The following is a 22264-nucleotide window of genomic DNA, read 5'->3' on the forward strand; positions in this document are numbered from 1 at the left end:
GTCATCCTTCCAGGCCGCCCTCCCGGGGCAAGCCAGATCAGATGTCACCTAACCGTGCACCAGTCCCCATCGTCGGCCTGGCTCGCTGTATCGCCATGGTCATCATCTGGAACGACCTCGCGTGTGGTGACCGGGAGGCGGCCGCGGTTCTGGTGGCGCTCAATTCGGCGTTCCAGGTGGTGATGTTCGCGGTGCTCGGGTGGTTCTACCTGTCGGTGCTGCCGGGGTGGCTGGGACTGGAACAGTCGGGAATCGACGCATCGCCGTGGCAGATCGCCAGATCGGTGCTGATCTTCCTCGGCATTCCACTCCTCGCCGGGTACCTCTCGCGACGGTTCGGAGAGCGGGCGAAGGGACGCGACTGGTACGAATCCCGATTCCTGCCGGCCGTCGGCCCGTGGGCGCTCTATGGACTGCTGTTCACGATCGTCGTGCTGTTCGCGCTGCAAGGTGAGCAGATCACCTCGCGCCCATGGGATGTGGTGCGCATAGCGGTTCCTCTCCTCATCTACTTTGCAGTGATGTGGGGAGGTGGATTCGCACTGGGGCTCGCGCTTCGCCTCGGGTATGCCCGCACCGCCACCCTCGCCTTCACCGCCGCGGGCAACAACTTCGAACTGGCGATCGCGGTGGCCATCGCCACCTACGGCGCAAGCTCCGGTCAGGCGCTCGCCGGCGTCATCGGGCCACTCATCGAGGTGCCGGTTCTCGTTGCACTCGTGTACGTTTCGCTGGCGCTGCGGCGGCGGTTCTTCGTCGAGAAGAGCCGTGGTGTCTGAGCCGTTGAGGGTGTTGTTCATCTGTGTCAGCAACCGGGGAAAGTCGGTGATGGCCGGGTATCTGACGCCGACAATCACCGATCGCATCATCGCATCGTCTGCGGGCACTTCGGCGAAAGTCGGTGGGCGCGTGAACGAATTGTCCTTCGAGGTTTTGGCCGAGGTCGGAGTGGCGGTGGCCGGGCATGATCCTCGGCAGCTGACTGACGAACTGATGCGGGCCGCCGATCTCGTGGTGGTGATCGGAACTGCAGAAGTGTGTGCCCCACCAGGTGTTCCGGTCGAGATCTGGTCCACCGACGAGCCATCGGAGCGCGGCGTCGACGGGTTCGAGCGGATGCGACTGATTCGCGACGACATCAGCGCTCGGGTTCGCGCCCTCGCCGATCGTCTGGGGCAGTAGGCGACGGCGTCAGCAGCAGGCCGTGTCGGCGGCATTGCCGTCACAGCAGACCGAGCCGTCGGCTGTCGGCTTCTGCTCCAGGAGATTCGGGCTGGTACCAAAGGTGTCCGAGTCGGCGAGCACGGTGTAGACCTCCCACTTCTCGTCGTCGGCCCCGGTGATCCACACCTTGTCCTGGGTGGCAAAGCAACAGGTGGTGTTGATCTCCTCGTGCGTGAACAGCCCGGCGTCGGAGAGCCGGGCGATCTCGGCGTGCACCTGTTCGCTCGATTCAACCTCCACGCCAAGGTGATTCAGGGTCCCGCCGGTGCCGGGATTCTCGAGGAGAACCAGCTTGAGTGGCGGGTCGGAGATCGCGAAGTTCGCGTACCCGGGCTTGCGTTTCGCCGGTTCGGTGTTGAACAGCGTCGAGTAGAACTCGACGGCCGCGTCGAGATCGTCGACATTGAGGGCCAACTGGATGCGCGACATCATTACCCCCGAAGGTTCGACATATATCGAAATTGTGGTCGAGGTTAGTGTGGTCCACCTCTTCGACATATGTCAAGGGCGTCGGTAGGGTGGGCGCATGCCCAAGGCTCTGCCAGTCATCGACATCAGCGCGCCGATCTGCTGCGCCCCGGTGTCCGCGCAGCCACTGGACGACGATGCGGCCCTCGAGATCGCCCTGAGACTCAAGGCTCTCGCAGATCCGGTGCGCATCAAGCTGATATCCCTGTTGCTGACCGTCGATGCCGGCGAGGTCTGCACCTGCGATCTCGCCGTCGCGGTCGGCCTCACCGAGGCCACCACCAGCCATCACCTCGGACAACTCCGGAAAGCGGGGATGGTGGAACCGGAACGTCGCGGGATGAACGTCTTCTACCGCGCCCGGCCCGAGAGCCTCGCCGCGCTCCGCAGCGTGCTCGGACCACCGGACTGCTGCTGACGCCGCGACCAGCAGGTGGTTAGAGCCTCGTGTTCGGCCATCCGAGATCGACGATCGGGCCGATCTGTCTTCGGGCCTGCCAGACGGGTGTCGATGCCGGTTGGGTGGAGTAAATACCGTGCGCCACCGATTCGACGCGTTCATATTGGCTCGGCCAATTGATCGATGCAGCCAGCGCATCGAGTTGTTCTCGCCCGCGCCCCAGAGCTCGGACCACAAGGCTCGGGGCCGGTAGGTGATCGGACTTGTTGGAGTTGCACGACGCGCAGGCGAGTACCAGATTGCTGAGTCCGTCGATGCCGACCCTGGACCACGGCAGGACATGATCGACATGTCTGACTCCGGTCAAACGCGTTGCGCAGTAGAAGCATTCGCTGCCAAAATGCTCCGCCAGTAGTTCTGCGGGGCGCGACAGAGAGATTCGATCGGACCCGAACAGGTGTCGCGCCAGATCCGGCCCCTCGTCGAGCAGGTGCGTGTTCATGCGGCGCACGTCGCCGACCCAGGCCAATTGAAACGCCGGTTTCACCAGCGGGGCCAGCCGGGCGAGCGTGTGACAGACGCCGGGAAACAGCGTCAGCTTGTTGCCATGATCGGCGATGGCGCGCAACGAATCCCGGCCCATCCACGAGTCGTCGTACAGGAAACAGTCGTGGCCGCCGGTGCCCACCTGCTGAAGAAGGTGCAACGGCATCTCCACCATTTTGCGCTTCACCTGCAACCTCGATCGCTCGTAGACGTCGGGCGTGCGCAGCGCAGCGGTCTCGATCGGAACCCCGCGGGAGGCTGTGCCGCTCGTGGCGCCCCGGAGCGCGCTGACGGCCTCGAAGATCTTCCCCGACGGCTGAGTGGACTGACTAAGAATATGCCCACCGTCGCGGTCGTGCATCGGCAGCAGCTGACGCCAGTACAGATCCATCACCCGTTCGGCAATCCGATCCAGGTCCACATCGACCGCCGCGGCCGGATCGTCCGGCGTCAGCTCCACCGCGAGATCGAGCAGTGCCACCATCGTCGCGAGTTTGTATGTCGCCGTGCGCCGCCCACCTTCCAGAACCGCGACCAGACGCTGGCCGAGGGAGAGGGGGTCGGTGGGAGGCATTGCAAAGAGTCTAGGGGGTGCGCCAGGCAATCTTGCTTGAGCGGCGGTGGTGGCGAGGATGGGCTTCCGCGCTGAGAGTTCTTGGCGAAACCAGTCCAACTGCGCCCTCGCAGGGAGACAATGACGCTGACCACTTGGGGAGGTCAAGGATGAGTAGTAGTGGTGATTGCACACGGCAGGCAGAGTTCCCTGGCCTCCCGGAGCAGATCGAGCCCGGAAAGTTCAGCTTCACATATCCCTACGCCTATGAGGGGGAGTCGTACCTCCAGGATGTCGCCTTCGATTGGGTCGCCGATGAGCACACGGCAACCTGGAGCCATGACGTATCTGAGTCGGCGTCGGGGCTTTCGGTCGGCTCAAGCGCACCCGCCTATGGCTGGATTTCGTGGGGCTCGGGGAAGAACCTCTTGATCGCCTACATCTGGCCCGAAGTCGGTGTCGATGGGTGGGCCCACGTGGTGGGTGGTGTGCCAAAGAGCTCAAAGTATGAGGCTGATGTCGAGTACGATCCTATGACCTGGGTCGCGTTTGCCAGATCAATCACGGCTGCGCTGTGGGGTAACGAACAAGCGGGAGTTACCGCCGACTATTACCGATGGTAGTCAGTTCAATGGCGTGACCACTTCCGTCGAGATTCTCCGGCCGATGCCGTCTACCTGTTTAAGCAGTTCATCCGGCGGGCTACTGAGGTCAGTGACGTGGCGGTAAATCGCTATCTTCGAGAGTTTACGGATGGAGTCGGCCGCGGCGCCATGGGGCCGGAGGATACGGCGGTTGGATGCAAACTGGTCGATTGCGTCACTCCTTCCTGGTTGCGATCGGGGGTGGTCACCTGCCAGGCCTGCTTAACCCGCGATCACCGACCCGCTCTCGAACACGTCAATCGGCATATTTCGCCGCAACTTCCACGTTATCGCGATCGGTCTTTCGCCCTGGTGGCTGACGTAGTCGACCGGTCCGAGGAAGATATACGGGTCGGCGCCGAAGTCGCCGTCTGTGCGATCCCGAACGAAGAGCAGCACGCGGCAACCGTTCGTCCGTTGCTCGACGTAGCGGCGGCCCGTCTCGGAGTCGACTGCTGTGTTGTTTGGCGACTCCCAGTGGAATAGCTCCCGGGAGATCGGGTAGTCGTGGTACATCGTTGCGGGGTTGAAGTCGCGGTCATTCTTGTGAAGGGTGACGAACAGGGCGCCCGTGTCGCCGTGCCAGGTCACGCCCCCGGCCTGTCCACGCGCTTTCCGCTCGAGTGTGGCAAAGCCGATGGCGGCGAGCACTTCTTCGCGGCGGTAGTGAGCATGGCTGTAGAGCGGGAAACTGTCAGAAGCTTCAACGACAGGCCTGGGGACGTGATCGGTTGCGGCGGCGGATATGGTGAGCAGCTGGTCGATTTCGGTGCATAAGGCGGGGTGCGCTCGAAGGTGGTCGAAGCCCTCGTCGAAACTGGAGAATCCGCCAAGGTCCGACCACAACGTGAAGAAGAGCATGCGGGCCAGTGTCTGCTCACGCACCGTGAGTGCACCGTATCGGGGACCATCCGGATCGACGAGTCGCCGGTAGAGGGCGGCGCGCTCGGCATCGTCGACGTGCGCGAGTGCTCGGATCCGTCGCGCGAGGCTGTCCTCACTCGTACTTACTGGGTCTGGGATCAAACGGGCGGCTCGCAATAGAGGCGTCCACGCACGCGTACCGCTACCGGCATAGATGTCCGCCAGGTCGTTGCCGGTGGCCGTGAGGTATTCGCCGAGATCTGTTGTCTTGGTGTCGCGGACCGAAGCGATGAGTGCGGAACGTCGGTTGGTCGGCAACGCATTGCGAATGGAATCGAGCACAATCTGTTGTGACTGGCGATCGAGTACCAGTCGGCTGGCGCCGGGCAGGAACGGAAACCCGCCTTCGACCTCCGAGATGAGCCGTCGGTCCCTGGTTCCGGTGAGTGCTGTCAACCGCGGAGCGAAGTTGAACTCTGCCCGCTGGTGACCGATGAAGTCGAGCACGGTCAGCACTGCTTTTTCCGAACTGCGTCGCAATCCGCGGCCAAGCTGCTGCAGGAACACTGTGGCGCTCTGCGTCGGGCGCAACATGAGAAGGGTGTCGACGTCTGGAATATCGAGGCCCTCGTTGAATATGTCAACTGCGAAGAGGCAGCGTACGGTGCCGTTCCCGAGACTTGAAAACGCCTGTGCCCGAATATCCCTCGGTGTATTGGCAGACAGGGCGATGGAAGCAATGCCCTGCTTGCTGAATGCATCGGCCATATACTCGGCGTGCGCAATGGAGACGCAAAAACCTAAGGCGCGCATAGTGGTTGGATCAGTCACGTAGTCGCGGACGGCGTGCAGGATCAGGCGGGTGCGCGCGTCGCTACTCGTGTACACGTTCTCCAGGTCCGCGACTCGATAATCGTCACGGGACCACACCACGTCTCTCAAATCAGTGTTGTCAGCGATGCCGTAGTAATGGAACGGGCACAGCAGATCCTGTTCGAGAGCATCCCAGAGGCGCAGCTCATAGGTCGATCGACCGCCGAACCAGCCCAGAATATCGGCGCTGTCGCTGCGTTCCGGTGTTGCAGTGAGTCCGAGCAACTCGACCGGATCGATGCGGGAGAGCAATCTCTCGTAGGTGGCCGCGGCAGCATGGTGGAACTCGTCGACGACAACAACGTCGAACTGACCGGGATCGACAAGGTCGACGCCAGAGCCGTTCAATGACTGGATGCTCGCGAATACGTGCGACCATCCGACCGGACGTTGACCGTCGACGAATAGCTCGCCGAAACTGCCGTCACCCATGACCTCGCGGTACTTACGAAGAGACTGATCGAGAATCTCCTTACGATGCGCCACGAAGAGCAGGCTGAGTGGCCGCTTAGCGTCGTGGCAGAGCCGTTTGTAGTCGAGCGCGGCGACGACGGTTTTACCGGTACCGGTCGCCGCGACAACTAAGTTGCGGTGTCGCCCATGGACTTCGCGAGCTGCATCGAGCGCTTCGAGGATTCGTTCCTGATGCGGGTATGGCCGTACCTCGAGACCCGACACCGTGATGGTCTCGCGTCCACTGCCCCCGCCACCTGCTTCCGCGAGTGCCCGGTCGAGCTTTTCGAAGTCGGTGGCGGGGTTGTATGTGAGGAAAGCCGGGTCGTTCCAATAGGTGTCGAAAGTACCCTCGAACTTGCGGATGAGGGTAGGGGTACTGACTCGGGAGATCCGAACGTTCCATTCCAGGCCGTCGACCATGGCTGAGTGAGAAAGGTTGGAGCTGCCGACATACCCGGTGTCGAATAGCGAATTGCGGCGAAACAACCATGCCTTTGCGTGGAGACGAGTGGAGGCGGTTTCGTAACGGATGCGGACCTCTGCGCCGTACTTGCTGACGAGTTCGTCGATGGCCCGGCGCTGAGTTGCTCCACGGTATGTGGTGGTGATGACCCGGAGAGGTACACCACGCTCACGCAGGGCTTTGAGTTCACGGCCGATGACGGCGATCCCGGCGAAACGAATGAATGCACAGAGCAGATCGACGCGATCGGCGCTCGCCAGCTCGCGTGCGATCTCGCTGGCCATGTTGGGCTCGTTTGGCGTGTTCGTAAGGAGGGCAACTTCCGACAGCGGTGTGGCCGGGCGGACGGGTGCCGGCACGCCAGCTGCGTGAGCCGAGGTCAATATCTCGTTGCGCGAGATGATGTCAGCTGCACTGTCGCTAAGCATGGCGATGAGCGCGTTTGCTCCATCGAGGCGTGTGTCGTCCGGCAAGTTCGCCAGATGTCGTTCCACCGCAGCGGCAATGTGCCGAGCCAGCACGTGCGGTTCGTCGGCGCGCGTCAGCGACCCGAACTCTGGCTCCAGCCCGGAGATATCAAGCGCGCTCTGCAAGTGGCTGGTGACGACCGACTCGTAGATTCCGGGCAGCAAAGGCTCTGGCACCACCGAAGTACATCACGAAGGACCGACAACGGGCGGCGGGATTCTGTGTCTCCGCCCGTTCTACGAGGATGCCGACAAGGATGATCGCGTAAGCAGTCCAAGATCTCGACGTCAATCGAGCTGAGACCCTCGCTCAATGACTTCTCCCTAAGCCCAACATTCCGGCGCCCGGCTCGTGCCACCAGCATGGGTAGGAGCTCTCGCCGGCGGCCGCCGAGGTTCGCGCATTGTGCAACGGTGTTGCGGCGGGCACGGTTGTTGAGACATCGCCCGTTCGGGTGCCAGTTGAAACTTAGAATTGCCCGTAGACGTTTGGCGGTTCACGGTCACCGTGATCCCTGTCGCCCGGAGCGGGGGATTCCGTCACTCCCGCCTATCCAGCGAATACCAGACGGGGCCGGTGACTGCCCAGATGACGGTGACGACGCCGAGTGTGCCGGTGATGCCGAACATGGCGTGGCGCTGGATGTCGTCGGCGACGGTGTAGCCGAGGCCGGCGGTGATGATCAGCGCGATGGCGGCTGCGGCGAGCCAGCGGCCGAAGTCCTGCCACTCATGGCGTATGCGGATCGATCCGTACCTGGGGATCTTGTCAGGTGCGGGGCCGGCGGCGAAGTGGTGGGCGAAGCGGGCGTCGGCCCAGGAGACGACGCGGTGTCCGAACATGAGTGTCACGCCGAGGTAGAGGGGAGCGAGTCGGTGCGCGAAGCCGACTTCTCCGCCGCGATGGAGATCGAGCGTGACGGCGACCAGCAGCACGAGGTCGACGAGCGGTACGCAGGCGAGGATGATCGTCGAGAGTCGTTGGTGTCGAACGATATACCGCACGATGAGGCCGACTGCGATGACAACCCAGAAACCGATCTCGCATGCGGCGATGGTCCACAGGATCGGGTTGGACAATTCGTTCATGTGGTGAGTGTCGGCGGTAACGGCCGCGGACACATCGGCCGATCGGGCTTGCGGGCATCCGTCGTTCGGGGGACCCGTCGGTGCGCCGTGTGTGGTGTAGTGAATGGGATGCCGGTTCTCCGATCGTTCACCCGCGGCACGATCGCGGGCTGCCTGTTCACCGCACCCAATCTGCTGGCGGTGGGCACGCTCCTGATCGGGCTTCTGCTGTGGGCGTCAGGCGATTTCACTCTCCTCTCCGATCGACGCGACGGATATCCGCCGTATGCCGAGCCGGTTCTGCTCGCCGTCGCGTTCGTCCTGCAGATCTCCGCACGGCGATATCCGGCGGCGGTCTTCGGCGTGTTCTCGGTGCTTGTGCTCGCCGACATGGCAGTCGGGCCCGCGCTGCCACTCTGGATTGCCTACTCCGATGTCGTTTACCTCGCGATGGTGCGGGGAAGTCAACGGCTGCAACAGATCGTCACATCGGTGACCATCATCGGTTCGGTTGCCGCGGCCGTCGCCGGAGGTGTCGTGGCGGGGCCACGGGGAGGCGTATTCGCGGGACTCGTCGCGGTGGCATTCCTGCTGTCGCCGGTCGGATATGCCAAGGCGGTCCTCGCCACGAGACATGCCGCCGCAGTGGAGAACACGGCGGTGCGTGCCGAGGCCGCAGCAGCGCGGGCGACCGATCTCGCCGACGAACGCCGCCGGGTGTCCCGCGAGTTGCATGACACCGTTGCCGGGCACGTGTCGGCGATTGCAATCCTGGCCGAGGCGGCACGCGATGCGGAACGGCCCGGGCCGATCGTCGAGTCGATTCGGGCGAATAGCCTGCGTGCACTCGACGAACTGCGCGTCATGATCGACCTGCTCGCCACCGACGGCGACGACACCGCGACCGTCCGCTGGGCCGGCCTCGAACCTCTCATCGAGGCGGCAAACGCCGTCGGCTCCACTGTCACCATCCACGGCGAAGAACTCATCGACAACGTCCCGCACGAGACGGAAGTGGCGTTGTCGCGGATCGTGGGTGAAGCTCTGGCCAACGCGACCAGACACTCGCCCGGCCACCCGGTCACGGTGACCCTCCGCCGCGACGATGGTGTCCTCGAACTGCAGGTCGACAATCCGATTGTCCCCAACGTGCCAGTCGGCGAGGGGCGGGGTCTGGACAACATGAGAGTGCGAGCCGAGAGTGTCGGAGGTCGCGTGACGATAGATACTGCTGGTGAACACTGGTGTGTGACAGCCGAACTCCCGCTGCCGAGGCATGGCGGCTCGCGTCAGGTTCACCGATGACCGGTGAGCGCAGAGTCCGCGTCGTGCTCGCTGACGATCATGCCGCGGTGCGCGAAGGGCTTCGGATGGTGCTCGAGGCGTCGGGGTCGATCACCGTCGTGGGGGAGGCGGCAGATGGAGCGGCCGCGGTGCGCGCGGCCACCGCGTTACGGCCCGACGTCATTCTGATGGACGTGCGGATGCCGGGCGTCGACGGACTGGTCGCCACCGCGTCGGTCACCGCGAGCACCGATGCAAAGGTCCTGGTGCTCACCACCTTCGGACTTGACGAGTATGTGCTCGGCGCCCTGTCGGCGGGAGCGTCCGGGTTCCTGCTGAAGACGGCGTCGGGGGCCGAGTTGGTGGATGGGACACTCCGTGTGGCGGCCGGTGACGCGGTACTCGACGCCGATGTAGCCAAAGTCGTTGTCGACGCGATGCGTTCGCGTCCTGCGACAGCCGCTCCCGACCTCACCGAGCTGACCGAACGGGAACGGGACGTCCTTGTCGGTGTTGGTCACGGATGGACGAACGCGCAGATCGCCCGACGCCTGGACATCGGCGAATCGACTGTGAAGACACATGTTTCGCGTATTCTCGCCAAACTCGACGTGCCATCACGTGTGCAGGCTGCCGTCGTTGCCGTTCGCGCCGGGTTGACGGGTGACGAGGCATGACGGTCGTAGGTGCTGCTGCCAATTGTGGGCGCGCGAGCATACAGCTGAGCGGGGATGCAGTGCCGAATCTGGTTCGATAACGTTCCGCCTGAGATGCGTTCACGCCGAGCCGGTTTCATCGCGTAGTCGCCTGAGGTACGCGATCTCCGCAGTGTTGCCGGCCAGACGGATGGCGTTGACGTAGCTATCGTGCGCTTCGGCGTTCCGGCCCAGTCGACGTTGTAGTTCGGCGCGTGCAGCGTGGAACGAGTGGTAGGTGGCCAGCGCGGGCTCGAGTTCATCGACAAGCACGAGTCCGGATTCCGGACCATCGCGGCCGGCGATGGCTATGGCGCGGTTGAGTTTGACGATCGGTGACGGCTCCAGGACCACCAGCTGGTCGTAGAGTGCGACGACCTGTGCCCAGTCCGTGGATGAGCCGTCCGTGTGTACGGCGTTGATCGCGGCAAGCAGCTGATACTGCCCGGGAGCGAGGCCGGTGGCCAGGCGTTCACGTACCAGCGCGTGTCCCTCGGAGATGGTATCCGCATCCCAGAGCTTCCGGTCCTGTTGTTCGAGTGGAACCAACTCGCCCGACGCCGACACTCGTGCGGCGCGACGAGAATCTGTGAGCAGCATGAGGGCGAGGAGTCCGGTCGTTTCGCCGTCTTCCGGCAGAAGCTCGTGGAGGAGCCGAGCCAGCCGTATTGCCTCGGCGGACAGGTCTTCGCGTAGCGGTGTGTGGTCCGAATCCGAAGGCAGGTACCCTTCGTTGAAGATCAGGTAGAGGACTGCGAGAACCCCAAAAACTCTGTGCGGCAGGTCTTCTGAGTTGGGAACCCGGTACGGGATCCGGGCGCGTGCGATTTTCGCCTTGGCGCGCGTGATCCGGGCGCCCATGGTGGTGTCCGGCACCAGAAATGCGCGCGCAATCTCCGGCACGGTCAGCCCCCCGACCATCCGTAGGGTCAGGGCGACGCGAGCCTCCATCGCCAGTGCGGGATGACAGCAGATGAAAATCAGCCGGAGCCGGTCGTCGGCGACGGCGCCGATCGGCGTGGGATCGTGGTCCCCGAACACCCTGTGCGCCTCTCGATGTCGCGTGTCTCGGCTGCTCTCACGCCGGAGTCGGTCGATCGCTTTGCGAGTCGCGACGGTGGTGAGCCACGCGCCGGGATTCGGGGGTACGCCGTCCGCGGGCCACCGTTCGACCGCCGTCGCGAAGGCGTCGGCTGCGGCGTCGTCCGCGATGTCCAGATTGCCGAACCGCTTGGCGAGTGCCGCCACCACCCGCGCCCACTCGGTGTGGTGGGCGCGGACGAGTGCGTCCTGTGTGTCGATCAGCGCTCCGTGAGAATCGGCCGCACCTCGAGCCTGCGGTTACAGGCCCGGGAGCCCTCGGTCATCAACTCCAGGGCGACGTCGAGATCAGGGGCCTCGATGATCCATAACCCCGCCGCCCACTCCTTCGTTTCGACGAATGGGCCATCGACCAGGAGCGGCTCGCTCCGGCGGCCGTCGATGACGGTCGAGGCCGCCGGATCGGCCAATCCGGCGGCGAACACCCAGTGGCCGCCCGCACGGAGCTTCTCGTTGAAGGCGTCGATCGCGGTGTATTCCTCGGGGGTTGCCGAGCTGCTGCGGTCGTCGATGACATTGACGAGATACTGCATGCGCCCAGTGTCCTCCCTTACGCCGACTCTCGTGGGGTCGGTCCCGCGTCGGCGGGGATCGCGCCGTGCAGATGTGGCATGTACGCGAGTTTCACGATCCGGCCGTCGAGAACCGACGATTCGACGAGGTCCAGGTCGAGTTCTGCGCCGTCGTGCAGGAGCGCCGCACGGCCTGCAGCCCCGGTCACGGCAGGAAACAGGATCACCTCGAGCCGGTCGACCAGCCCCGCTGCGAGGAGTGCGCGATTCAGTGTGATGCTGCCATGCGACCGCATCGGGACGTCGGTGGTGCGCTTGAGCCGCTCGATCGCGGTCACCGCATCCTCGTTCAGGACGGTGGCGTTCTGCCAGCCGGGGTCGTCGGGGTCGAGCGTGCTGGAGAAGACGATCTTCGGCAACGCGTTCATGCTGTCGTAGTAGGGCTCGTCGTAGGCGTCGATGAATGTAGAGAATTCGCGGAAGGTTGTCGCCCCGAAGACCAGTACCTGCTCTTCGGCGAAGGTGCGTACCCGGTCCTCGCGGATTTCCGGCCCCTCCTTACCCCAGTACCCGGGCCAGCCCTCGGCCGAGCCGTAGCCATCGATGGTGCAGAAGAAGTCGACGGTGAAAGTGGTGCTCATGATGGTGCTCCCTTGGCGTCCGAGCCGCCCCGGTGGCGGCCTCACTTCCTCTACGAATGGGCGAGGAGCGATTCGACAGCCGTCGGACAGTGATTTCGGACCGTTCTCGACTTCGCTATCCGCGCAGCGCGTAGCGAATCGGTAGGTGTTTGAGTCCGCCGACGAAGACGGTCTCGGCGAGTGCTGGTTCGCCGGCCAATTCGATCGAGTCGAGGCGGGGGATGAGTTCGGTGAAGAAGCTGCGCATTTCCATTCGGGCGAGGGCGGCGCCCAGGCAGAAGTGCACGCCGTATCCGAAGGCCAGGTGCGGGTTGGGGTCGCGGCCGACGTCGAAGGTGAACGGATCGTCGAACATCTCCTCGTCGCGATTGGCGGAAGTGTAAGCGAGATAAACGGATTCACCTTCTGCGATGGGGACGTCGCGCACGGAGGTGTCCTCGGCTGCGGTCCGCATGAACTCCTTGACCGGGGTGCTCCAGCGGATCATCTCCTCCACCGCCGTGGGGATGAGCTCGGGCTCGCGACGCAGCCGTTCGAGTTGATCCGGGTTGTCGATGAGGGCGCGCAGGCCGCCGGAGATCGCGTCCTTGGTGGTGTCGTGGCCCGCGCTGGCGACGATGACGTAGTAGGAGGCGGTGTCCACGTCGGAGAGTGGTTCGCCGTCGACACGGCCGTTGGCGATGGCCGAGGCGAGATCATCGGTCGGTTGCTCGCGTCGCGACGCGGTCAGTGCGCTGAAGTAGTTGAAGAAATCGAGCAGGGTGGCCATCTGCTCGTCGACCGAGGTGCCACGCTGGTACTCGGCGTCGCTGCCGCCGAACAGCTCCTGGGTGAGCTGCTGCATCCGAGGAAAATCCTCCTCGGGTAGCCCGAGCAATGACAGGATCACGTGCAGGGGGAAATGGATCGCGATGTCCTCGACGAAGTCGCATTCGGGGCCGACGTCGAGCATCGTGTCGACGTAGCGCGTGGCCAGTTCGTCCACGCGGGACTGTAAGGCGCGCATGGCTTTCGGTCGGAACCAGTCGGCACCGATCGCGCGTACCTTGCGGTGGTGCGGGTCGTCCATGTGGATCAGGGTGCGCAGACCGGCGCCGCTGTCGAGCTGTGACTGCGCGTAATCGTCGCCGGCGGCGGTGGTCAGCACCGGCCGTGGCGCGCTCAGCCACAGATTGTTGGCGCGCTCGATGTCGAGGATGTCGGCGTGCTTGGTGATCGCGTAGAACGGCCGATACGGGTCGTGATCGACGCGTACCACCGGCTGGTTTTCGCGCAGGTAGGCCATCGCCGCATGGAGCCGCGGTTCGTCGGCGTATGCGCTCGGGTCGGCGAAGATCCTCGCGGCCTCGTCGGTCGAAGTGGTCACCTGATCGTCCTCTCCAGTCGCCGTGTCACTCCTGAGTGTCGGCCACGGAGCGGGTCGGGGCGAGCTGGTTGGTTAAATTCCGGCGTTCTGTCCTGCGGGCGCCGACGGACCGAGCGGGTGATCCTCTACGTGCCGAGATTCCCGATCTTCCACTGCAGCCGGCGCATCGCCAGATAGGAATCGTCGGGGTCGAAGTCGCTGAAGTCCTCCCACTGGTGTCCCAGGCCGAGGATCTCGCTGGAGAAGGCGACTTCGCAGGCGCCCAGGCATCGTCGCCACTCGCCGGCAGTGAGTCCGAGCCCCGCGTCGATGTTGCCAGCACAGTGCGCGCTGTCGGCATAGAACGACTGAGCGCCAGTGTGGCCGAGGGCTTTTGCGAGATCGTCGGTCATCCCGACGACTCCACCCCATTGGAGTAGACCTGTCTGAAGGAAGTCGCGCTCGACGGGGTCGAGGTCGACGACGTACCGCTTGGCTGGACACATCATTGACAACACTAGGTCCGACGGTCCGAAATCGACGACGATCAAGTCCAGGGTTCGATGACCGGATCGATCATCGCGATGAACGTGTCAGGACGGACACCACAGAGCGAGGCTTGCGCCTGTGAGCGGACCGATCGGGCGACCGTTCGTGGCATCGCTGACGCAGAGCCGTGAGAACACTATCGTTTTCAGGGTTTTCGGGTCTACCTCCGAGATGTGGCCGTCGCCGAGCCGCGTCGACGATTTGTGCACTGTGCCCTGGGTGGAGAACGCCTCCGGCAGTCGGGACCCGATGAAGCCGTAGCGGAGCGTCCCACGGCGTCCATCTGTCGGCGAGTGGAGGCGCTTGAGGATAGGCGTGTAGAGCGTTGTCGCCTTGGGGCCGTAAACGATGCTCTCCGTGACGGCGACGCGCTCATAGACCTGCACACCGACGGTGAACAACTGCGCGTAGACGAAGTCGCCGAGCTGATCGACGCGGTGCGGTGTGACGGGGGAGCGGTCCGGTTGCGCCGCGGCCTGTCCACTGGCGCCGAACAACAATGCCGCAACAGCGGCGATCGAGGTCAAACACACGGTGGCGTGTCGTGCTGTCGTTGTCATCGGCGCTCCCGTGATCGATGTTCTCGGCAGTCTCGCTTGTTAGGCGAACTTAATGTACGCCGGAAAGCGGTGCGATGAGGCGGCTTCGGCGATGCGAGAACCCGTTCAGCATCGGGACGACCTGTGACCGATTGGCGAAACCGCCGGGCGTTCTGTGCTGCGATCCCTGCCGGACCGAAGCCCGAGAACGCCGAACCCCGGGATGCCGGCCGGACATGGTCGACGCAAGCCCGACCGGATGTCCCGGAGTTCAGAGGTGTTAGGGCAGAAGCCACTCCGCGTTCTTCGAGAAGAACTTCGAGGTTGTCTCCGCGCCCAGTGGTTCCACCTTGGCGAGCATGTTGTCGAGGGCGTCCTTGGTACCTTCGACGTGCGGGTAGTCGCTGGAGAAGCAGAAGACGTCGGCGAGATGGGGGTCGTCCTGGAAGTAGCGGTCGACCGGCTCGAAGTTGAAGGGTGAGATCCGCACGTTCCTCGCGATGTACTCGGACGGCTTGAGCGGGAACCTGGCCGCGGCCGAACCGGGAAACACCTTGACGTACATGTCCATTCGTCGTGCGGCGTTACCGATCCAGTGCGCGCCGACTTCGAGCAGACCGACCCGCAGGCGGGGGAAGCGCTCGAACACGCCACCGAGGACCATGGTGGACAGGTAGTTGTCCACGGCCATGTGCACCGTCGCGAACATGTGGATCGTCGTGTTCGGGATCTCGGGAGACTGAAACAGGTCGAGGAACGTCTCTGCCAACGACCATCGTGGATCGAGGAAGGCGAACTCGGTGCCGATGTGGAGCGTGACCGGGACGTCGGCTTCCTCGAACATGCGCCAGAACGGATCGAGCTCGGAATGCGCGGGGGAGAGTCCGCCCGGCGGTTCGTCGGCCTGGACATAGACGGCCTTGATACCGGCGTCGATGAGTCGTCTGCCGGTCGCCATCATCTCGGTGAGGTCCTGGCTGGTGGGCACGATCCCCACCATGCGAATGCGGTTGTCCGCCAAGGTGGGCTCGCTGGTGACCCACTCGTTGTAGGCGCTCAGGAAGCTGGATGTGAAGTCGGGTCGCGACATGCCTTCGAGCATCGATACGTCGCCGCCGAAACGCATGTCGAACGCCATGTCGTTCATTCCGCCGACCATCATCGCCGCTATGGCGGTCGTCGGAAAGACCAGCTGCCGATCGATTCCCATGGTGTCGAGGACCTCAAGTCGTCGATGCATGTCGATGGCGCTCGGTGCCGGTGGTCCTTTGATCTTCCAGATATCGCATGGCTCAATCGGATTCACGTCGCCGATGATGTCGGGCTGATGCATGTTGGTCGGAGTGGGGTCCGGGCGCAACTCGTCCATCGCCTCGAATAGCCGACCCATGATCCGGCCGGGTTTTCCCAGGACATCACCGAGGAGGTGGCCGGGGATCATCTCGTGGCTGTCGATGTCGTTCGCAACTAGAGTCATTGGGGCCCTCTGGCTTTCGTGGTTGGTTGCGCGGGCCGGAGTTCGCGGATCGCGACAGAATGGAGACCGAAGCCCGCTCTAGATAGATCACTCTATCCACCATTGAGCCTGACATGTGGGCTGCGTCACGTCAACTGCTCCGGCAATTCTCGTCGCACGGCTCGGTCACCGTGGCGACTGTGCCGAAGACGCCACCGCCGCGGGTGCGACCGAGGGGTGGTCGCACCCGCGGCGGATCGCCCAGGCTGTGGACGATGGTCAGTCGGCGGCAGCGCCTGTCATCTCCTCCTGTGCCTTGACCAACGAATCCATCAGCGACGGTTGGTCGGTCGCGAAATCGAGCTTCTCCATCCCGCCGTACGGGTTGTCGAACGTTGCGACTTCTTCGGGGGAGTTGTCCGAATAGACCTCGAGCTCATTGCCGTCCGGATCCAGGAAGTAGATGCTCTTCGTGACGCCATGATTGACCGTATAGGCGATCTCGACCTTCTCGTCCAGCAGCGTCTGGTAGGCCTCGCGAAGATCGTCGTCGTTGCGAAGCCGGAATGCGAAGTGCTCCATGCCGACTCGGTAGAAGCTGTTGGCCGGCGCCTCGTCGCCGAGCTCGGCGATGCCCAGCTCGTGGTGATCGCGGCCGGTGGACAGGAAGACCACCGCGGGATCGATGCGGCCCATCTCCTTGAGGCCGAGGATGCGGGTATAGAAGTCGAGCGACTTCTCCAGGTTCCGGACTTTGATCACGACGTGTGCGACCCTGTCGATCTTGATCATCGGTATTCCTTTCGGTGGGGTTCGTCTGACGGTGTCACTAACCGCGATTCTACTAGATCAATCTATCTAGTTGCGTCGATTGGCGAAAGCAATCGTGACGGCGTCAGCCGATGCGGAGGAGGATCTTCGATGATGCGCCCGCTCTGAGTTGATGGAGAGCGTCGACGATGTCGTCGAGCGTGCGCTCGGCGACCCACCCGCTGGTGTCGTAGAAGCCCTGCGACATAGCGGCGATGACTGCATCGAACTCGGCGTCCTGGTAGCCGATGGCTCCCGCGATCTCCTTCTGGGTCATCATCAGATCAGTGGGCTGCAGCCCGGTCGGATGTTCATGCAACGAGACGAGGACAAGACGTCCGTTGGGCGCGAGACTCGCGAGTCCGGTCTCCAGGGCCGCTCCGGCGCCTGCGGCTTCGATGACGGTGTCGATGCCGTCGCCGTCGGTGAACTGGTCCACACGGGCGCCGAGATCGTCGTTGCGCGGATCGATGACGGTTGCTCCGAGTGCCGCCATCACCGCGCGGCGCTCGGAGCTCGGTTCGGACACCAGTATTCGGTCGACCCCGTGGGCTCTCAGTGCGAACCAGGCTCCGATACCGATCGGCCCTGCGCCTGCGACGAGGGCGGTGCCGCCGGGGCGAACGCTGCTGCGGGCGACGCCGTGCCAGGCCACCGACATGGGTTCGACCAGGGCACCGTCACGCAGGCTCACGTCGTCGGGCAGTCGGTGGAATTGTCGCGCGTTGGCAATCACGAATTCGGAGAGCCCGCCGCCGGGCGCCGTCGCACCGAGAGCCCCCATGAGGCGACAGGTCATCGGTACACCGCGTCGGCACGATGCGCACCGGCCACACGTGACGACCATGGGATGGACTGCGCCCCGGTCGCCGACGCCGATTCCGGTGACATTGTCGCCGATCTCGACCACCGTGCCGGACATCTCGTGACCGAGAATCTGGGGCAGACGAGCGCCGGTCAGTGGGTGCGGACTCCGGACGTCGAACGGCACGGAATCGAGCGCGAAGTAGTAATGCAGGTCGGAACCGCAAATACCGGCATATCCGATCTTGATCTTGATCTGGCCCGGTCCCGGCGACGGCTCGGCAACGTCCTCCACCCGGAGGTCTTCCTGGCCGTACAGTACTGCAGCTTTCATGGTGAAGTCCTCGGTCGCGTGATTGGTCACGCTCATACTCGCGCCGCCCGAGTGGCCCGACAATCCGCCGAACGTTGCGGATTGGTGGGCCCGAACCCCGCCGTCCGGGCGTCGGCGGGAAGCCTCGGCCCGCGAGGTGTCACGTATCCGTGGTGAGGCGTCGTAGCAATTCCGCTGCCATATAACGCATTCGGCCTTCCACGGTTCTCGGGTCGTAGCCGAGCATGCGAGTGAGGCTCTCATGTTTGGCCTGCAGAGTGGAATGGTGCATGGCCAATTCGGCCGCGGCGGAACGGATACTGCTCGCGCCGGCCAGCACTCGTAGCACGTCGGCGGATCGCGAGTCGGTCCGGCGCAGGGCCTCGACGTCGGGATGGGGGTGGTCGGGATCGTAGGCCCGGGCGAGAATCACCATGGCGCCCAAGTCGCCGGCATTGACGACCGGCAACTCCGGGGCAGTGAGGCGGTAGGCGACAACCGCACCTTGCCACGATTCCGGAGCGTGGTCGGCGCGGACCCACTCGCCGATGCCCGCGGCGCCGGAGGGTCGCGCGGAGCCGGTCACGTCGAGGCTGGCCTGCAGTATGCCGTAACGAGTCGGTACCGCCGCGGAAATGCCGGACTCCGCGGACCCGAGGGCGCTGGCCACCACACGGATTCGGGTGGCCGGATCGAGGTGGAGGCGAAAGAGGCCGGCGGCGCGGGCGTCCGCCGTCTGGTCCGCGTCGATCACAAGGGCGAGGCCGGAGGATGAATTGCTCCGCGCGTCGATGAGGCCGATCGCGAAAGCGAGGCGATCCACGACGATGTCGTCGTTGCGGCGGGCGGTACCGCTGCGTTCGAGCCAGACGCTACCGCCGTCGATCGAACGCTCCGCACACCGGTCGCCGACGTGTGTGCCGTCCGGGGCCCGCCGGCCGTCCGCGGTGAATCGGGTGATCCGTCCATAGTGTTCGGCTCCGGCGACCGTACCGGTCATCGTCGCCGCGGCCCGTACGTAGCCTTCGACGCCGAGGCCACTGCGCATCAGCTCATCGAAGTCGCGGATCACGCGTCTCGTCTCGTCCGATTCGGGATCGAGAGGAATCGATGAACTCACGGCAGCCTCCCGTCAGTGGAAAGGCGAGTCTACGGGCCCGCGATCGTCCTTTTGGGTTATTCGCTGCGGATGCCGGCGCCTTTCGCTGTTCCGACCGTCCAGGTCGATCACAGTATAGATTGATCAATCAACCGAGGTGATCCCCGCGGGAACGTGCTCGCTGACGGCGGCGGTGCCCCCGACCGAGTCGGCCGTGCGGTGCAGGGGCCGACTCGGTGCGCCGGCCGGGGTATGCGGCATTCGCGCAGTTCAGCCCTGTGGCGCGAGTCCGGCGTCTGCCCTTGACGAGACGTCGCTCATAGGTTTAAGTAGAGGCACTAGATCAATCTATTTAGAGGAGCGCAGGTGAGTACGCACCCGTCACTCGTGTCAGGACCGTTGGGCGTCTGGTCATACCAGCTCGATGTCCTGCCGATGGCGCGCTCTCAGGAGATCGCCGCGGATCTGGACGAACTGGGATTCGGGGCACTGTGGATTCCGGAAGCCTTTGCCAGGGAGCCGTTCGCAAGCGCCGCGATGCTGCTGGCGGCCACCGAGCGGATGACCGTCGCCACCGGAATCGCAAGTCTGCACGCCCGTACCGCGATGACGATGAACGCGGGCCGGCATACCCTCGGCGAGGCCTTCCCCGGTCGATTTCTGCTGGGGATCGGCGTCAGTCATCAGCCGCTTGTGGAGGGCTCGCACCGCAGGTCCTACTCCGCAAGGCCGTACAGCGCGATGGTCGATTACCTCGATCAGATGGACTCGAGCGTCTTCCTGGGCGCCATCGGGGATGACGCTCCACAACGCGTTCTCGCCGCGCTCGGGCCACGGATGCTGGCTCTCGCCGCGCAGCGCGGCGCCGGCGCACACACATACTTCGTGCCCGTCGAGCACACGGTGATCGCACGCGAAATACTGGGTACGGCAGCACTTCTCGTACCCGCACAGACGGTGATCCTGGAATCGGATCCGATCAAGGCGCGCGACATCGCTCGCCGCTTCATGGAGCGATACCTCGCACTGCCGAACTATACGAACAACCTCCGGCGACTCGGATGGGCGGAGAAGGACCTCGCCCATGGTGGCAGCGATCGTCTGGTCGACGCGATCGTCGCATGGGGTTCGCTCGACGACGTCGCGCGAAGGGTGCAGGACCACCTCGACGCGGGCGCCGATCAGGTGTGCGTCCAGGTCCTCTGTGAGGACCAGCCCGGGCTCCCGACACCGCAGTGGCGCGAACTCGCCACGCTCATCCCCGAGTTGCGCACCCGCTCCCGGCCGACGCCGGTGTCCTGACCGAATGCGTCGCCCACCGACTTACCCATCCACCATCACCGAAGGCCTGTCATGACACACACCGCAGCTGCCCGCTACCTCGCGGCCCTCGCCGAATACGGAATCGAATCGTTCTTCGTCAATGCCGGAACCGATTTCGCCCCGATCGTGGAGGCGTACGCCCAGAACCTGGAGGCGGGCGGTCCCGACCTGCCCACCCCGATCATCTGCGCGCACGAGAACCTCGCCGGCGGCATGGCGCATGGTGCCGCACTGCTCACCGGCAAGCCGCAGGTACTGATGGTCCATGTGAACGTGGGTACCGCGAACGTCGCCTGCGCGGTGGCGAACGCGTCCCGGGACCGAATTCCGTTGCTGGTCACCGCCGGCCGGTCACCGATCATCGAGGCAGGCGCCGTCGGAGACCGTGATCTGCCGATTCACTGGTCGCAGGAGATGTTCGACCAGGCGAGCATCGTGCGGGAATTCGTCAAGTGGGACTACGAACTTCGCGACCCGCGCCAGGTGGACGCGGTCGTCGACCGTGCCCTGAGCATGGCGACCTCGCAGCCGCAGGGGCCCATCTACCTGTCGCTGCCCCGGGAGGTTCTCGCCGAGAACGCCGACGAGCCTCCCGTGCCCGCGAAGCGGGAGTTCACATCCGTCTCGGCGACCGTGCAGCCGGATCCGGCCGCGGTCGCCGAGATTGCCAACCGGATCGCCGGTGCCACGTTCCCGGTGATCGTGGCGACAGCTGCCGGTCAGGACCAGGCGGCGGTGCCGCTCCTGGAGGAACTCGCGACCCGGTTCGGTGTCGGGGTCGCGGACCCGTGGGCGCGATACCTGAACATCGCGTTCGATCATCCCAACCGTGTCGGCAGTCAGATCTCCGACGTGTTCGGTCACGCGGACGTCGTCGTCTTCCTGGAGAGCGATGTGCCGTGGATCCCCAAACGGGAGGCCCCGGCCGAGGGCACGTACATCGCGCAGGTCGGCATCGATCCGTTGTTCGCCGCCTACCCGATCCGTTCGCACCGTTCGGATCTCAATGTGAGCGCGTCGTCTGCGGCTTTCCTGACCGAACTCATCGCCGCCCTCGACGCACGGTCGGCGGACATCGATCCGGCCCGGGCCGACACGATCCGGGAAGTAGCCGCCGGCCACCGGGCGGGGATCGACGCCCTCCGCGCCCAGGAAGCGGCGGTCAGCGACGAAACCATCAGTCCGGCAATCATTTCGGCGATCCTCGGCGACCTGCTCGACGACGACGACATCGTGTTCAACGAGTACGTTTCGTATCCGGACCTGCTGCGCAGGACCAAGCCCGGAACGTACTATTTCCTCCCGGCTTCCGGAGGTTTGGGCTGGGGACTGCCGGCCGCGCTCGGCGCCAAATTCGCCGCACCCGAACGCACGGTGGTCGCGACTCTCGGAGACGGCGCCTACATGTTCGCCAACCCGGCGGCCTGCCATCATGCGGCAGCCAAACACGACCTCCCGATCCTCACCGTCATCGCCAACAACAGCAACTGGGGCGCGGTCGACGGAGCCACGCAGCTCGCCTATCCGGCCGGAACGGCGGTTGCCAACGCCGAGCGCCGCTTCTCCGACCTGTCCCCGTCGCCGGACATGGCGGCGTATTGCACCGCATCGGGGGGATACGGCATCACCGTCCACAACCGGAGCGACCTTGCCGACGCACTCAAAGCGGCATTGCACGCGGTCCGCGTCGAGAAACGTCAGGCCCTCGTCGATGTCCGAACGGCACTGGCATGAATCCGACGATCATGCCGAAACACCGCGCAACCC

Annotated in this window: 22 protein-coding genes; 8 read left to right on the plus strand and 14 right to left on the minus strand. The window is 64.4% G+C overall.

Annotation, left to right across the window (positions count from 1 at the left end):
- Together arsB and AC4JJG_RS10065 are read left to right on the plus strand one after the other, a co-directional pair.
- A partial coding sequence (gene arsB / locus AC4JJG_RS10060) for an ACR3 family arsenite efflux transporter (protein WP_495405764.1) occupies window positions 1-779 on the plus strand: 779 nt, incomplete at its 5' end.
- The gene (locus AC4JJG_RS10065; RefSeq protein WP_495401041.1) at window positions 772-1182 is read left to right on the plus strand and encodes an arsenate-mycothiol transferase ArsC; all 411 of its coding nucleotides are present in this window, start codon (window positions 772-774) and stop codon (window positions 1180-1182) included. The genes arsB and AC4JJG_RS10065, both read left to right, overlap by 8 nt.
- Window positions 1183-1191: 9 nt before the next feature.
- Here the strand turns inward: AC4JJG_RS10065 and AC4JJG_RS10070 are convergent, their stop codons facing one another.
- A complete protein-coding gene (locus AC4JJG_RS10070; protein WP_495401373.1) occupies window positions 1192-1653 on the minus strand; it encodes an ArsI/CadI family heavy metal resistance metalloenzyme in 462 nt (153 codons plus the stop codon).
- 97 nt (window positions 1654-1750) lie between these two features.
- On the opposite strand from AC4JJG_RS10070, the gene AC4JJG_RS10075 reads away from it, so the two are divergent.
- A complete protein-coding gene (locus tag AC4JJG_RS10075) occupies window positions 1751-2110 on the plus strand; it encodes an Rv2640c family ArsR-like transcriptional regulator (protein WP_495401042.1) in 360 nt (119 codons plus the stop codon).
- Window positions 2111-2129: 19 nt separating this feature from the next.
- On the opposite strand, the gene AC4JJG_RS10080 is transcribed toward AC4JJG_RS10075, so the two are convergent.
- Complete coding sequence (locus AC4JJG_RS10080; RefSeq protein WP_495401374.1) at window positions 2130-3212, minus strand: HNH endonuclease; 1083 nt, start codon at window positions 3210-3212, stop codon at window positions 2130-2132.
- Between the two features lie 149 nt (window positions 3213-3361).
- Between AC4JJG_RS10080 and AC4JJG_RS10085 the strand changes: the two genes are divergently transcribed.
- Complete coding sequence (locus AC4JJG_RS10085; RefSeq protein ID WP_495401043.1) at window positions 3362-3814, plus strand: hypothetical protein; 453 nt, start codon at window positions 3362-3364, stop codon at window positions 3812-3814.
- 243 nt (window positions 3815-4057) lie between these two features.
- On the opposite strand, the gene AC4JJG_RS10090 is transcribed toward AC4JJG_RS10085, so the two are convergent.
- Together AC4JJG_RS10090 and AC4JJG_RS10095 are read right to left on the minus strand one after the other, a co-directional pair.
- Window positions 4058-7135: a DEAD/DEAH box helicase gene (locus AC4JJG_RS10090; RefSeq protein WP_495401044.1), complete on the minus strand. Its 3078-nt coding sequence runs from the start codon at window positions 7133-7135 to the stop codon at window positions 4058-4060.
- Window positions 7136-7498: 363 nt separating this feature from the next.
- Entirely contained in the window at window positions 7499-8047 is a 549-nt protein-coding gene (locus tag AC4JJG_RS10095; RefSeq protein ID WP_495401045.1) for a hypothetical protein, read from the minus strand.
- Window positions 8048-8155: 108 nt separating this feature from the next.
- Here AC4JJG_RS10095 and AC4JJG_RS10100 point away from each other — a divergent pair, with 108 nt between their 5' ends.
- Together AC4JJG_RS10100 and AC4JJG_RS10105 are read left to right on the plus strand one after the other, a co-directional pair.
- Window positions 8156-9331, plus strand: a complete 1176-nt coding sequence (locus AC4JJG_RS10100) for a sensor histidine kinase (protein WP_495401046.1) — start codon at window positions 8156-8158, stop codon at window positions 9329-9331.
- Window positions 9328-9987 carry a response regulator gene (locus tag AC4JJG_RS10105; protein WP_495401047.1) on the plus strand — a complete coding sequence of 220 codons (660 nt, stop codon included), beginning with the start codon at window positions 9328-9330 and terminating at the stop codon, window positions 9985-9987. The genes AC4JJG_RS10100 and AC4JJG_RS10105 overlap by 4 nt, the downstream gene beginning before the upstream one ends.
- A gap of 99 nt (window positions 9988-10086) precedes the next feature.
- On the opposite strand, the gene AC4JJG_RS10110 is transcribed toward AC4JJG_RS10105, so the two are convergent.
- The 10 genes from AC4JJG_RS10110 to AC4JJG_RS10155 all read right to left on the minus strand — a co-directional run bounded on the left by AC4JJG_RS10110 (window position 10087) and on the right by AC4JJG_RS10155 (window position 19195).
- Complete coding sequence (locus AC4JJG_RS10110; protein ID WP_495405765.1) at window positions 10087-11253, minus strand: RNA polymerase sigma factor; 1167 nt, start codon at window positions 11251-11253, stop codon at window positions 10087-10089.
- 53 nt (window positions 11254-11306) lie between these two features.
- The gene (locus AC4JJG_RS10115) at window positions 11307-11639 is read right to left on the minus strand and encodes a YciI family protein (RefSeq protein ID WP_495401049.1); all 333 of its coding nucleotides are present in this window, start codon (window positions 11637-11639) and stop codon (window positions 11307-11309) included.
- Between the two features lie 17 nt (window positions 11640-11656).
- Window positions 11657-12259 (minus strand): dihydrofolate reductase family protein, encoded by a 603-nt coding sequence (locus AC4JJG_RS10120; RefSeq protein WP_495401050.1) that lies wholly within the window; start codon window positions 12257-12259, stop codon window positions 11657-11659.
- Between the two features lie 115 nt (window positions 12260-12374).
- Window positions 12375-13625 carry a cytochrome P450 gene (locus AC4JJG_RS10125; RefSeq protein ID WP_495401051.1) on the minus strand — a complete coding sequence of 417 codons (1251 nt, stop codon included), beginning with the start codon at window positions 13623-13625 and terminating at the stop codon, window positions 12375-12377.
- 125 nt (window positions 13626-13750) lie between these two features.
- Window positions 13751-14017 (minus strand): hypothetical protein, encoded by a 267-nt coding sequence (locus AC4JJG_RS10130; RefSeq protein WP_495401052.1) that lies wholly within the window; start codon window positions 14015-14017, stop codon window positions 13751-13753.
- A gap of 180 nt (window positions 14018-14197) precedes the next feature.
- Window positions 14198-14713 (minus strand): hypothetical protein, encoded by a 516-nt coding sequence (locus tag AC4JJG_RS10135; RefSeq protein ID WP_495401053.1) that lies wholly within the window; start codon window positions 14711-14713, stop codon window positions 14198-14200.
- 259 nt (window positions 14714-14972) lie between these two features.
- Entirely contained in the window at window positions 14973-16169 is a 1197-nt protein-coding gene (locus tag AC4JJG_RS10140; protein WP_495401054.1) for an amidohydrolase family protein, read from the minus strand.
- Window positions 16170-16427: 258 nt separating this feature from the next.
- Window positions 16428-16940 (minus strand): VOC family protein, encoded by a 513-nt coding sequence (locus tag AC4JJG_RS10145; RefSeq protein WP_495401055.1) that lies wholly within the window; start codon window positions 16938-16940, stop codon window positions 16428-16430.
- A gap of 103 nt (window positions 16941-17043) precedes the next feature.
- Window positions 17044-18096, minus strand: a complete 1053-nt coding sequence (locus AC4JJG_RS10150; RefSeq protein ID WP_495401056.1) for a 2,3-butanediol dehydrogenase — start codon at window positions 18094-18096, stop codon at window positions 17044-17046.
- Window positions 18097-18235: 139 nt separating this feature from the next.
- Entirely contained in the window at window positions 18236-19195 is a 960-nt protein-coding gene (locus AC4JJG_RS10155) for a CdaR family protein (RefSeq protein ID WP_495401057.1), read from the minus strand.
- Window positions 19196-19561: 366 nt separating this feature from the next.
- Here AC4JJG_RS10155 and AC4JJG_RS10160 point away from each other — a divergent pair, with 366 nt between their 5' ends.
- A complete protein-coding gene (locus AC4JJG_RS10160; RefSeq protein WP_495401375.1) occupies window positions 19562-20476 on the plus strand; it encodes an LLM class F420-dependent oxidoreductase in 915 nt (304 codons plus the stop codon).
- 51 nt (window positions 20477-20527) lie between these two features.
- Window positions 20528-22231: a thiamine pyrophosphate-requiring protein gene (locus AC4JJG_RS10165; RefSeq protein ID WP_495401058.1), complete on the plus strand. Its 1704-nt coding sequence runs from the start codon at window positions 20528-20530 to the stop codon at window positions 22229-22231.
- Window positions 22232-22264: the final 33 nt, after the last annotated feature.

The organism is Gordonia sp. B8661-1, from assembly GCF_059427765.1.